We start from the raw sequence: 11,398 nt of genomic DNA on the forward strand, positions 1-11,398 counted from the left end.
AGCGTGGCACAGGAGAGACACAGTGGGAATCAGTTTCGAAGATCTGGAAGTCGGCAGTACCACCGAAATCGGACGCTATACGTTCGAAGCGGACGACATCAAGGCGTTTGCGCAACGCTACGATCCGCAGCCGTTTCATCTCGACGAGGAGGCGGGCAAGGCATCGCCGTTCGGCGGCCTGGTCGCGAGCGGCTGGCATACGTGTTCGGTATTCATGGGCCTGCTGATCGCGAAGCTCGGATCCGATTCGACCAGCATGGGCTCGCCCGGCGTCGACTCGATCAGCTGGCTCAAGCCCGTGCGCGCCGGCGACACGATCACGATGTATCAGAAGATTCGCGACAAGCGCGTGTCGGCGAGCAAGCCGGATCGCGGCATCGTGTCGACCGAATGGATCGGCGTCAACGGCGCCGGCGACACGGTGATCGTCGTGCTCAGCAAGGTGATCTTCGGGTTGCGCGATCCGCAGGGAGCGAGCGCATGAGCGACGTCGCGTTGCCGCTGATCGCGTCGGCGCAGGCGCTGCGTGCGCTCGTCGGCGCCGAGCCGTTCGCGAGCGGCTGGGTCGAGATCGATCAGCGTCGCGTCGACGGTTTCGCCGACGCGACCGGCGATCACCAATGGATTCACGTCGATCCTGAGCGTGCGCGGCGCGAGTCGCCGTTCGGCGGCCCGATCGCGCACGGGTTCCTGACGCTGTCGCTGATTCCCGCGCTGATGACCGACGCGATGCGCTTCGAGCAGAAGATGGGCGTGAACTACGGTCTGAACCGCGTGCGGTTCCTGAAGCCGGTGCCGGTCGGTGCGCGCGTGCGTGCGCTGTTCGCCGTGAAGGAAGCAGCCGACGCCGCGCAGGGCGGCGTGCAGGTGACGTGGCGGGTGTCGATGCAGGTCGAGCAAGCCGATGCGCCGATGCTCGTCTGCGCGGCGGAATTCATCACGCTGCACTACTTCTGACGCTGCGGCATCGCCGATGCCGCAGCGTCGCACGCGGCGCGTCGTTCAGTGCTTCGCGTATTGCGTCGCCCCGAACAGGATCTCGCGCGCCTTGTCGTCCTGCAGCGCCTTGCGCAGCGACGCGAGCACCTCGACGCCGCGCTGCACGGCCGGGCGCGCGGCGATCGCCTCGTGCCAGCGTTTCACGTTCGGCAGCTCGTCGAGCACGATGCCCTGGTTCTGCCACGAACGCGTCCACGGGAACGTCGCGATGTCGGCGATCGTGTACGTGTCGCCCGCCAGATATTCGGATTGCGCGAGGCGTTTTTCCATCACGTTGTACAGCCGCTTCGCTTCGTTCGTATAGCGATTGATCGCGTATTCGATCTTCTCCGGCGCGTACAGGCGGAAGTGATGCGCCTGGCCGAGCATCGGGCCGACCCCGCCCATCTGAAACATCAGCCATTCGAGCGTCGCGTAGCGTTCGGCCGGATCGGCGGGCAGGAACTTGCCGGTCTTCTCCGCGAGGTACACGAGAATCGCGCCCGATTCGAACAGCGAGATCGGTTTGCCGCCGGGCCCGTCCGAGTCGACGATCGCGGGAATCTTGTTGTTCGGGCTGATCTTCAGGAACTCGGGCTTGAACTGGTCGCCTGCACCGATATCGACCGGATGCGCGTGGTATGCGAGGCCCGTTTCCTCGAGCATGATGTGGACCTTGTGGCCGTTCGGGGTCGCCCAGCTGTAGACGTCGATCATCGTCAACTCCTTGGTTGCATGCGCGAACACGGCGCCGGGAGCGCGCCGCGACAGGCGGCCATTACAGCACGGATCGGCGAGTGCTGCAGGCGCTGCCCTGCTTGCTCCTCGCCGCGGCCGCGGCAAGGCGGCCAGCACGTTGCGAACGCGCGCGATCAGCGCTTGTAATGCGGCTGACGCTTCTCCAGGAATGCGGTGATGCCTTCGAACGCGTCGGCGTGATGCAGCGCCGCGACGAAATGATCGCGCTCGGTCACGAGGTGTGCGTCGAGCGGCTGGGCGGTCGCGTCGTCGAGCAGTTGCTTGATGCGCGCAAGCGCGTTCGGCGAGACGCCGGCAAGCGAGTCGGCCCACGCGAGTGCGTCGCGCAATGCGGCGCCGGGCACCGCGAGCCGATTGACGATGCCGAGCGCATGCAGCCGTTCGGCCGCGATCGGTTTGCCTTCGAGCAGGATTTCGGCCGCGAGCGCCCGCGGCAGTACGCGCGCGAGAAACCACGAGCCGCCCCCGTCGGGCGTGAGGCCGACGCGCGCGTACGACATCACGAACTTCGCGTCGTGCGCGGCCACGACCATGTCGCAGGCGAGCGCGAGCGAGAAGCCTGCACCGGCCGCCGCGCCTTCCACTGCGGCGATCACCGGCTTCGTCGACGCGCGGATCGCCGTCACCCACGCGGCGAGCTGATCGATGCTGTCGGCCTGACAGGACGGATCCATCGAACGGTTGTCGAGCAGGCGGTTCAGGTTGCCGCCTGCGCAAAAGAAGCGATCGGCGCCCGTGAGCACCACGGCGCGAATCTCGGGATCGCGTTCGGCGGTCGCGAGCGCTTCGACGCCGGCCGCATACATGTCGGGATGCAGCGCGTTGCGCGCGCCGGGATTGGACAACGTGAGGACGAGCGTCGATTCGCTCTCGGGCGGCCGCGAAGCCAGCAGTTCGGCACTCATGCGAGTGTGTCTCCATCGAATGGCGCGGCGGCGGTGAGCCGCGCGTCGCGCGTGCGGACCGGCGGCTGCCGCAGCGGATGTAATGTCGTCGTGGCGGGCGGGAAACTGCTTTAGACTAGCACGAACGTGCTTTTCAGCGCGACGAATCCCGAGCCGGTCGGGCTCTGCCGCGACCGCGCCCACGCCACGAAGGAGGCTCCGATGCTGCAGTTGTGCGGTATTCCGTTGTCCAACTACTACAACAAGGTGAAGTTCGTGCTGCTCGAGCACGACATCCCGTTCGAGGAAACCAAATGCAGCCTGCCGATCAGCGATCCGGCGCTGCTGGCCGATTCGCCGCTCGGCAAAATCCCGTTCGTGAAGACCGAAGAGGGCGCGCTGTTCGAGTCGCAGGCGATCATCGAGTATCTGGCCGCGCGGCATCCGGACAAGGCGATCTTCCCGTCGGCGCCGTTTGCGGCCGCGAAGGTGCGCGAGCTCGTCGAGACGCTCGAGCTGTATCTCGAATGGACCGCGCGCGAGGTCTATACCGAGGCGTTTTTCGGCGGGAAGGTGAGCGACGCGATGAAGGCGCACGTCGAGAAGCGCCTGCCGCGCGCGATCGACGCGTTCAAGCGGCTCACGCAGTTTTCACCGTACGTGCTCGGCGATAGCTTCGGTCTTGCCGACATCGCCGCGTTCGTCCATCTGCCGGTGCTCGGGATGGCGACGAAGGCGATCTACGATCGCGATTTTCTGCTCGACGCGGGCATCGACTGGAAGGCGCACGCGAAGCTGGTCGGCGCACGGCCCGCCGCGCAGCGCGTGGCCGCCGACCGCAAGGCGTACGTTGAAGCGGCAAACCTCGCGCGTTCGTAAGCACGGCCCGGCCGCCCGCGCGGCTCGCGGCGGCGCCCCGGTTACAGGCGCGCCAGCCGTTCCAGTGCGGACGCGAGCGTGCTCTCCTGTTTGGCGAAGCAGAAGCGCACGACGCCCGATTCGTGCGGCGCGTGATAGAACGCCGACACGGGAATGGCCGCCACACCGATCTCCGCCGTGAGCCACTTGGCGAATTCCGCTTCGGACACGTCGCTGATCGCCGAATAATCGACGCACTGGAAGTACGTGCCCGTGCACGGCAGCAGCTTGAAGCGCGTACGCTCGAGGCCGGCCCGGAAGAAGTCGCGCTTCTTCTGATAGAAGTCGGGCAGCGTCAGATACGGCGCCGGGTCGCGCAGATAATCGGCGATCCCCACCTGCATCGGCGTGTTCACCGTAAACACGTTGAACTGATGAACCTTGCGGAATTCCGCGGTCAGCGCCGCTGGCGCCGCGACGTAGCCGATCTTCCAGCCGGTCACATGGAAGGTCTTCCCGAAGCTCGACACGATGAAGCTGCGCGCGGCCAGTTCGGGATAGCGCGCGACGCTCTCGTGCCGCGCGCCGTCGTAGACCATGTGCTCGTACACCTCGTCCGACAGGATCAGCACGTTGGTGCCGCGCACGATCTCCTCGAGCCTGCGCAGGTCCGCCTCGCGCCACACGGTGCCGGTGGGGTTGTGCGGCGTATTGATCAGGATCATGCGCGTCTTCGGCGTGATCGCGGCGGCGAGACGGTCGAACGGAATCGCGTAGTCGGGCGCGTCGAGCGTGACGAACACCGGCTTGCCGCCGGCGAGTTCGATCGACGGCAGGTAGCTGTCGTAGGTCGGCTCGATCACGATGACCTCGTCGCCCGGATGCACCGCGCAGAGGATCGCCGTGAGCAGCGCCTGCGTCGCGCCGGCCGTCACCGTGATCTCGGTGGCGGCATCGTAGCGCCGGCCGTACAGGTGTTCGATCTTGTCGGCGATCGCGCCGCGCAGCGACGCGACGCCCGCCATCGGCGGATACTGATTGTGGCCGTTGCGCATCGCGGCCGCGACCGCGTCGACGATGCGTGGGTCGCAGTCGAAATCGGGGAAGCCCTGGCCGAGGTTGACGGCGCCTTTTTCGGCGGCGAGCGCGCTCATGACCGTGAAGATCGTCGTGCCGACGTTCGGCAGGCGCGAAGGGAAAACGGGAGCGGTGGGCATGTCGGAAGGAGCGTTCATCGATACGGTCGCAAGCGGTTGGCGCCGGGCCGTTCAGGCCGGCGTGGGAGTGGTGGCCGACGCGGTGTCGAGTGCGCACGCTTCGGCAAACGGCGCGGGCTGCGCGATCCGGAAGCCGAAGTCGCGCGCGGTGCGTTTCGCGAGCTTGAGCAGCGCGCGATCCTTCGACACGAGCCAGTCGGCCTGTGCCGAGCGCGCGAGCTCGAGAAACTTCTGGTCGTCGCGGTCCTTGCACTTCGGCAGCGGCGGCGCGTCGGCGGCAAGCGGCGGCGGCTCGACGAGGCTCGCCAGGCGCGCGACGATCGCGAGCGCTTCGGTCTTGTCGATCGCGCGAGCCTGGAACTGCGGGTAGTCGAGCACGAGCGTGAGTTCGTTCAGGCAGCGGCTGTCGATCACGGCGGCGAGCGTGCCGTGTTCGAGCGCGGCGCGGATCGGGCGCGTGGTAGGGTCGTCGAATACGAGAATGTCGATCCAGACGTTCGAGTCGAGCACGACGCGGTGCGCGGCATGCGGGGCGAGTGAGCGGGTCATTCGTTACAATCGGTGGTTTTCGTCTGACCGCAAGGCACGGCGTGCCAGCGAGCCTCTATGATAATCGTTCTCTCTCCCGCCAAATCTCTCGACTACGACACGCCCGCCCACGTCCCGTCCTACACGCAGCCCGCCTTCGTCGACGATGCCTCGGAGCTGATCGACGGCCTGCGCAAGCTGTCGCCGCAGGACATCGCGACGCTGATGGACATCTCCGACCCGCTCGCGCGCCTGAACTTCCAGCGCTACGCGGACTGGTCGCCGACCTTCACGCCGGCCAACGCGAAGCAGGCCGTGCTCGCATTCAACGGCGACGTGTACGAGGGGTTCGATGCGAAATCGCTGTCGGCCGCGGATCTCGACTACGCGCAGCAGCACGTGCGCGTGCTGTCGGGCCTGTACGGGCTGCTGCGGCCGCTCGATCTGCTGCAGCCGTACCGGCTCGAAATGGGCACCCGTTTCGCGAACGCACGCGGCAAGGATCTGTATGCGTTCTGGGGCGACCGGATCACGCGCGCGCTGAACGAGCAGCTCGAGACGCGCAGCGGCGCGGCGCGCGTGTTGATCAACTGCGCGTCGACCGAGTACTTCAAGTCCGTCAAGCCGAAGCTGCTGGCCGCGCCGGTCGTCACGCCGGTGTTCGAGGACTGGAAGGGCGGCCGCTACAAGATCATCAGCTTTCATGCGAAGCGCGCGCGTGGCCTGATGGCGCGCTACATCGTCGAGAACCGCATCGCCGAGCCGGCGGCGCTGAAGGATTTTGCGCTGGAAGGCTACGCGTTCGACGCAGCGGCGTCGAACGATTCGACTTACGTATATCGCCGGCGCATCGGCGAGTGAGCTTGCCGGCCGTTCACGAGACGGCCGGTCCATGGACGACCCCGGGCGCGGCAATCCGCCGTTGCGCTCGACACTGGAGAGACAGATGACCCTTTCGATCACCAGCAATTTCGATGCGGGCGCGATCGACGTCGTGTCGTTCGAGCGCGCGGACGCGATCCGGCTGCGCGTACGCGGCGACAGCCGCTCGGAGTTCGCGCAATGGTTCTACTTCCGGTTGACGGGCGCACGCGGCGAACGCTGCGTGATGTCGTTCGAAAATGCAGCGGAATGCGCGTATCCGGCGGGGTGGCGCAACTACCACGCGGTCGCGAGCTACGACCGCGTCGACTGGTTCCGCGTGCCGACGACGTTCGACGGCAAGACGATGACGATCGACCATACGCCCGAATTCGACAGCATCTACTACGCGTATTTCGAGCCGTACTCGGAAGAGCGGCACGCGGCGTTTCTCGGCGCGGTCCAGCAGTTGCCGCAGGCGAGCGTCGTCGAGCTCGGCCGCACGGTCGAAGGCCGGCCGATGTCGCTGCTGACGCTCGGCACGCCGGAGCTCGACGGCGTGCCGAAGAAGAAGGTGTGGATCATCGCGCGCCAGCATCCGGGCGAGACGATGGCCGAGTGGTTCGTCGAAGGGCTGGTCAAGCGGCTTGCCGGATGGGGCGATTGGTCCGGCGATCCGGTGGCGCGCAAGCTGTACGACCGCGCGACGTTCTACATCGTCCCGAACATGAATCCGGACGGCAGCGTGCACGGCAACCTGCGCACCAACGCGGCGGGCGCGAACCTGAACCGCGAGTGGATGGCGCCCGATGCCGAGCGCAGTCCCGAAGTGCTGGCCGTGCGGGATGCGATCCATGCGACCGGTTGCGACATGTTCTTCGACATCCACGGCGACGAGGATTTGCCGTACGTGTTCGTCGCGGGTTCCGAGATGCTGCCGAGCTTTACCGATCAGCAGCGCATCGAGCAGGCCGCATTCATCGATGCGTTCAAGGTGGCGAGCCCGGACTTCCAGACCGAGCACGGCTACGCGGCGAGCAAGTACCGGGAGGACGCGCTCAAGCTCGCGTCGAAGTACATCGGTCATCACTTCGGCTGCCTGTCGCTGACGCTCGAGATGCCGTTCAAGGACAACGCGAACCTGCCCGACGAGCGCGTCGGCTGGAACGGCCAGCGCAGCGCGGCGCTCGGTGCGGCGATGCTCGCGGCGATCTTGGCGCAGGTGGAGGCGTTCGCGTAAGCGCAGGGTTGGCACGATGAAAAAAAGCCGGCGCATCGTGCGATGCGCCGGCTTTTCTGCTTCTGTCGTTGCCGCTCCGTCGTATCAGGACTTCTTCGCGGTCTTTTTCTTGACGGCTTTCTTCGTGCCGCTCGATTTCTTCGTTGCTGCGGCCTTTTTGCCGGTGCGGCCGGACGCCTTGACCTTGCCGCGGTGCGACTTGCCCTTGAACTTCTTCGACGACGACGACGGGCGCTCGACGTGCGCCTTCAGCGGCGGCACCGGGTCGTTCCAGCTGAACGCCAGCATTTGCTGACCGACGTAGCCGCAACGGAACTTCAGCGGTGTCGGGTCACTGCCGTCACTGTGGACGCCGAGACCGTCGACGGTGACGATGTTGTCGACCTTCACGCGTTGCTTGCCCTGATCGAACGAATCGTTCCACGGCGTGATCGTCGCGTTGCCGCTTTCGAATGCGTTCGGCGCGAAGTCGACGCGGTCGAATGCCGACGACGTACTGGCGATGAAGCTGCCGTGCGCCGCACAATCGGCGACGATCGGATCGGCATGCATGTCGTTGACGAACTTGTTGATCAGTTCGGAGCGCTGGTCGAGGAGGTCGGCGAATACCGGTGCCGGAAGCGCAAGCGACAAGCCCGCGACACAGGCTGCCAGCTTGCCGAGCGCCCGAACGATCCGGAGCGAGGCAGAAGTGCTGTCCATCTGGTTATTGGTGAGGAGCGAATGAGGCATCGGGCAGGTATAGAGGCCCGGTGAAGATCAGGAGTTCAATCTTAGCGTAAAAAAGTTGTGCGGCCTTAGATGCCGTACTCTGCCGCGCTGCGCAATACGACCCGGCGCACGGCGCGTGCCGTTTACGCCCGCGGACCGCCGAGGCGATAGCGCCGGACGTCGAACGTCGTCACCCACGCGGGCCGATAGATGGCGATCAGTGCTGTCGCCATGCCGGTGAACCACGCTTCACCGAGCGCGAGCAGTGCGGTGTTGAGCAGATAGCCGGCCGGAATCACGACGGGCACGCCGTCCGCCAGCGCGAGCTGCACGCCGGCCGCAGCCGCGGCGACCGAGATGATCGCGATGGCCGGTGAGAAAAAGCCCTGGCCGATGATGAACGACGCGAGGTTATGCGGCAGCCACGCGATGGCGGCGCGCTGCAGCACCGCGGACACGGCGACGGGCAGCGCGCCGTACACCAGATAAGTGAGGCCGATGCCTTGCCATGGCGCGTCGAAGACCACTGCGGCGATGCACGTGACCACGCCCATCGCAACCAGCGCGAGCGTCCAGTCGAACAGCGTGACGAGCAGCGTCGCGCCGAGCAGATGCATGACGATGCCGTCTTCGAGCCATGCATTCGACGCCCACAGGACGGTGATCGCGGTGACGAGCGCCAGCCACACGTGCTGAAGCGTCGCGTCCTGCAGACGAATGAATGGGCGCTTCCAGATCGCGAGCGCGAGCAGCATCGCGGCGGCGATCCAGCCACCAACACCAACCCAGAGCGGAAGCGGTGTGAAGAGAAAACCCATGGCTTCCATATTACTCGTTGAGCATCAAAGCTGGGAATTCGCGAATGCCGACCGTCGCAATATCGATACTGTCCGACTAACGCTCGCGCCGAAACCGTACGCTCGGCTCGGCTGCGATCGGCAGATCGTGGGGGCCGGCGTTCGCCGCGGGCGACGGATAGCGGCGATCGTTCCGGTGCTTGCGCAGCGGAATCGGGCCGCGCTCGCCGATGGCGGGTTTGCCGGCCCGGTCGCGGTTGGCCAGCAACACCTCGAGATGCGGCGACAGCCAGCCGTTGTAGATCGCCACCGCGGCCGCCCGGTTTGCGGCGCCGAGCTGCTGGAAGATGCTGGCGAGATGGATTTTCACCGTGCCCTCGCTGATGCCCAGCGTCCGGGCGATCATCTTGTTCGTGCTGCCCATGTGGACGAAGCGCATGATCTGCGCCTGTCGCGGCGATAGCAGCCCGCTCGGCGGGCGGCGCGGCAACGTGCCGGCGAGCGTCTGGAAATGGGTGTCGTTGCGTGTCCCGGCAGGCGAGGGCAGCAGGCTCAGCGCGATGGGGGGAATGTAATGTCCGCCGAGCAGCACGATTTCAAGTGCGCGCACGATCAGATGTGGCCGTGTGGCGTGCGGGATCACGCCGGCGACGCCGTAGTCGTAGAACCGCTGGATGGCTGCCGGCGTCGACTCGTCGACCATCACCGCAACGGGCGTCGGCGAGCACGCGCTGCAGAGCGCCTGCAACTCACCGTGGCGGCCGACATCCGGCCAGTTGATCGCGACCAGGTCGAAGCGCTCGGTGCGCAGCAGCCGACGCGCCTGGAAACCGTCGGGCGCATCGTTGATGGTGGCGTGACGGTCGATCTGTCGTAGCAGCACCTTCAGTCCGTCACGCCGTTCGGCGTCTGAGTTCAGCACTAGGAACCGCATATCCAACCTCCATGAGATGAGTCGTTGATCCGCCGTCGGCATGTCTTCGATCCGATAGTGACAAAGACCTTACACGATGTCTGCTTGGCTGAAAGGCTTAGGAGAAGTCTGAAATTTGGACGGGAAGGCGCGCCGGTGCGAAAAAAAGCCGCTCCGGCAGAAACCGGAGCGGCTTCGGGCAGGTGGCCCGCGGCGTGGTTCAGTGAAAGTGCGGCTGGGCGGGAGAGGCGTCTTCCGGCATTTCCGCATGGACGATTTCGCCGAGCGGATCCGCATAGAGCGGCACACCGCAGTCGTCGCAATACTCGGGCTCGAAACGGCCTGCGTGCCGTCGGACGTCGGTTACACCGCATTCCTTCAGCAGACTCACGATCTCCTCGAGCGGGCCTTCGATCGGCGCCTCGCCTTCGAGCGTCGCGTTGTCGGTCGACACGTCGCCGTTCTCGCGACCGTAGAGCGGCCACACGACGCCATAGATCACGTCGTTGCTCGCCCTTCGCGTAAAGCCCACGCGGTACTCGTCGATCCGGCGTTCGCCGAAGCCTGCGACGACGGCGCGCAGTTCCTGCGGAGCCGCACCAAGTGTGTCGAAAAGATAACGAATGGCCGTTCGGACGGTGTGCGGACGGATTCGTTCGTCTGCATCACGGCATGCCGAATAGTACGCGTCCGGAAGCAGGCATTCGAACTCGCAGCCGGGAAGGGCGATCGACAGGTTCGGGCCGCCTTGGGCGGTCCATTGCTCGAGGCACTGGCCGCGCTCGATGCGATTGCCGTGTTCTTCTTCCTGCCAGCGGAACAGCGGCGCGCCGGCCGGCGCGGCGACGACGGCGAGCAGGAAGCGTGGATCGGCAAGAATCGGTGACGTTTCCGGCAAGTCGCCGAAGCTCAGCTTGGCGGCGTGCTGCCCGATCGCCGCATGCGCGAGTTGCTGCGCGAGCCGGTATGTTTCGACGTGGTGCCGCGGCAACTGGTCGATGCTGTACAGGAATGGGGCTAGGCCGACCCGCGTGCCGCTTGCGAGCACGTGCGCTTGCAGGTGCGCACGCAGTGCATCGGCGACGTCGCCTTTCAGCGGCCCCGACGGAATCATGTAGCGCGTCCAAGCGAGCACGGGCACGGCGACCAGCAGCGCATCGTACGGTTGGCCATCGTGCTCGATCACCAGCGACTCGCTGTGGGTCTCGGCCATGTCGGCGAGCGCCCCGTATGCGTCGGGGTGATTCTGTTGCAGATGGTCGAGTGCGGCGTCGAGCGTCGTCTGGTTGCCGTTGCGAACGATCTTCGCGAGCAGCGCATCGAGCTTCGCTTCCCAGAAGCGATCCTCGATGCGGCTGCCCGAGGCAAAGAGCGCAAGCGACAGGCCGACCAGTTTGTCGGCATCGGGGGGGAGGCGTTTGGCGATTCGCTGGCGCATATTAAATACATATAAAGGGGCGAAGAACCTCACATTCTAGTCCGTTCTTCGCACCTTAAGCGCCATCGTGCCCGGGCATGCCTCCGGGCCGGCGCCGGGAAGACGAAGAAAAGTTCGTCAAACCCCTTGCGCGATTGCCGTGAGCTGCATAGAATCACGCCTCTTTCGCGCTACCGGAAACGCGGCGCGGAAGAAGAAGGGAAGCGGTGCGGTT

Annotated in this window: 13 protein-coding genes; 5 read left to right on the forward strand and 8 right to left on the reverse strand. The window is 65.7% G+C overall.

Annotated features, from left to right (window positions below; translation table 11 throughout):
- Window positions 1–22: 22 nt before the first annotated feature.
- Together EX20_RS15825 and EX20_RS15830 are read left to right on the forward strand one after the other, a co-directional pair.
- On the forward strand, window positions 23–484 hold the full coding sequence (locus tag EX20_RS15825) for a MaoC family dehydratase (protein WP_034194072.1): 462 nt from the start codon (window positions 23–25) through the stop codon (window positions 482–484).
- Window positions 481–957, forward strand: a complete 477-nt coding sequence (locus EX20_RS15830) for a MaoC family dehydratase (RefSeq protein WP_011885517.1) — start codon at window positions 481–483, stop codon at window positions 955–957. The genes EX20_RS15825 and EX20_RS15830 overlap by 4 nt, the downstream gene beginning before the upstream one ends.
- A gap of 45 nt (window positions 958–1,002) precedes the next feature.
- Here the strand turns inward: EX20_RS15830 and EX20_RS15835 are convergent, their stop codons facing one another.
- A complete protein-coding gene (locus EX20_RS15835; protein WP_034194073.1) occupies window positions 1,003–1,695 on the reverse strand; it encodes a glutathione binding-like protein in 693 nt (230 codons plus the stop codon).
- Window positions 1,696–1,850: 155 nt separating this feature from the next.
- Window positions 1,851–2,642, reverse strand: coding sequence for an oxepin-CoA hydrolase, alternative type (locus EX20_RS15840; RefSeq protein WP_034194074.1), 792 nt, complete (start codon window positions 2,640–2,642; stop codon window positions 1,851–1,853).
- Window positions 2,643–2,843: 201 nt separating this feature from the next.
- Between EX20_RS15840 and EX20_RS15845 the strand changes: the two genes are divergently transcribed.
- Entirely contained in the window at window positions 2,844–3,500 is a 657-nt protein-coding gene (locus EX20_RS15845) for a glutathione S-transferase family protein (RefSeq protein ID WP_034194075.1), read from the forward strand.
- A gap of 41 nt (window positions 3,501–3,541) precedes the next feature.
- On the opposite strand, the gene EX20_RS15850 is transcribed toward EX20_RS15845, so the two are convergent.
- Entirely contained in the window at window positions 3,542–4,714 is a 1,173-nt protein-coding gene (locus tag EX20_RS15850) for a pyridoxal phosphate-dependent aminotransferase (protein WP_014723347.1), read from the reverse strand.
- 33 nt (window positions 4,715–4,747) lie between these two features.
- Window positions 4,748–5,245, reverse strand: a complete 498-nt coding sequence (locus tag EX20_RS15855) for a putative toxin-antitoxin system toxin component, PIN family (protein WP_034194076.1) — start codon at window positions 5,243–5,245, stop codon at window positions 4,748–4,750.
- A gap of 57 nt (window positions 5,246–5,302) precedes the next feature.
- On the opposite strand from EX20_RS15855, the gene yaaA reads away from it, so the two are divergent.
- Together yaaA and EX20_RS15865 are read left to right on the forward strand one after the other, a co-directional pair.
- A complete protein-coding gene (gene yaaA, locus EX20_RS15860) occupies window positions 5,303–6,085 on the forward strand; it encodes a peroxide stress protein YaaA (protein WP_014723345.1) in 783 nt (260 codons plus the stop codon).
- Between the two features lie 85 nt (window positions 6,086–6,170).
- Window positions 6,171–7,325 carry a M14 family metallopeptidase gene (locus EX20_RS15865; protein WP_034194077.1) on the forward strand — a complete coding sequence of 385 codons (1,155 nt, stop codon included), beginning with the start codon at window positions 6,171–6,173 and terminating at the stop codon, window positions 7,323–7,325.
- 84 nt (window positions 7,326–7,409) lie between these two features.
- Here the strand turns inward: EX20_RS15865 and EX20_RS15870 are convergent, their stop codons facing one another.
- The 4 genes from EX20_RS15870 to EX20_RS15885 form a co-directional block, all read right to left on the reverse strand.
- Entirely contained in the window at window positions 7,410–8,057 is a 648-nt protein-coding gene (locus EX20_RS15870) for a BspC domain-containing protein (protein WP_011885509.1), read from the reverse strand.
- Between the two features lie 122 nt (window positions 8,058–8,179).
- On the reverse strand, window positions 8,180–8,854 hold the full coding sequence (locus EX20_RS15875; RefSeq protein WP_034194078.1) for an energy-coupling factor ABC transporter permease: 675 nt from the start codon (window positions 8,852–8,854) through the stop codon (window positions 8,180–8,182).
- 76 nt (window positions 8,855–8,930) lie between these two features.
- Window positions 8,931–9,767 (reverse strand): response regulator transcription factor, encoded by an 837-nt coding sequence (locus EX20_RS15880; RefSeq protein ID WP_011885507.1) that lies wholly within the window; start codon window positions 9,765–9,767, stop codon window positions 8,931–8,933.
- A gap of 199 nt (window positions 9,768–9,966) precedes the next feature.
- Entirely contained in the window at window positions 9,967–11,184 is a 1,218-nt protein-coding gene (locus tag EX20_RS15885; protein ID WP_011885506.1) for a DUF2863 family protein, read from the reverse strand.
- Window positions 11,185–11,398: the final 214 nt, after the last annotated feature.

Source organism: Burkholderia sp. WP42, assembly GCF_000745665.1.
Classification (GTDB): Bacteria; Pseudomonadota; Gammaproteobacteria; order Burkholderiales; family Burkholderiaceae; genus Burkholderia; species Burkholderia vietnamiensis.

Coding starts and splice junctions, on each gene's coding strand:
- EX20_RS15830 (WP_011885517.1), top strand. CDS start 481: ATGAGCGACGTCGCGTTGCCGCTGATCGCGTCGGCGCAGGCGCTGCGT.
- EX20_RS15835 (WP_034194073.1), bottom strand. CDS start 1,695: ATGATCGACGTCTACAGCTGGGCGACCCCGAACGGCCACAAGGTCCAC.
- EX20_RS15840 (WP_034194074.1), bottom strand. CDS start 2,642: ATGAGTGCCGAACTGCTGGCTTCGCGGCCGCCCGAGAGCGAATCGACG.
- EX20_RS15845 (WP_034194075.1), top strand. CDS start 2,844: ATGCTGCAGTTGTGCGGTATTCCGTTGTCCAACTACTACAACAAGGTG.
- EX20_RS15850 (WP_014723347.1), bottom strand. CDS start 4,714: ATGAACGCTCCTTCCGACATGCCCACCGCTCCCGTTTTCCCTTCGCGC.
- EX20_RS15855 (WP_034194076.1), bottom strand. CDS start 5,245: ATGACCCGCTCACTCGCCCCGCATGCCGCGCACCGCGTCGTGCTCGAC.
- yaaA (WP_014723345.1), top strand. CDS start 5,303: ATGATAATCGTTCTCTCTCCCGCCAAATCTCTCGACTACGACACGCCC.
- EX20_RS15865 (WP_034194077.1), top strand. CDS start 6,171: ATGACCCTTTCGATCACCAGCAATTTCGATGCGGGCGCGATCGACGTC.
- EX20_RS15870 (WP_011885509.1), bottom strand. CDS start 8,057: ATGCCTCATTCGCTCCTCACCAATAACCAGATGGACAGCACTTCTGCC.
- EX20_RS15875 (WP_034194078.1), bottom strand. CDS start 8,854: ATGGGTTTTCTCTTCACACCGCTTCCGCTCTGGGTTGGTGTTGGTGGC.
- EX20_RS15880 (WP_011885507.1), bottom strand. CDS start 9,767: ATGCGGTTCCTAGTGCTGAACTCAGACGCCGAACGGCGTGACGGACTG.
- EX20_RS15885 (WP_011885506.1), bottom strand. CDS start 11,184: ATGCGCCAGCGAATCGCCAAACGCCTCCCCCCCGATGCCGACAAACTG.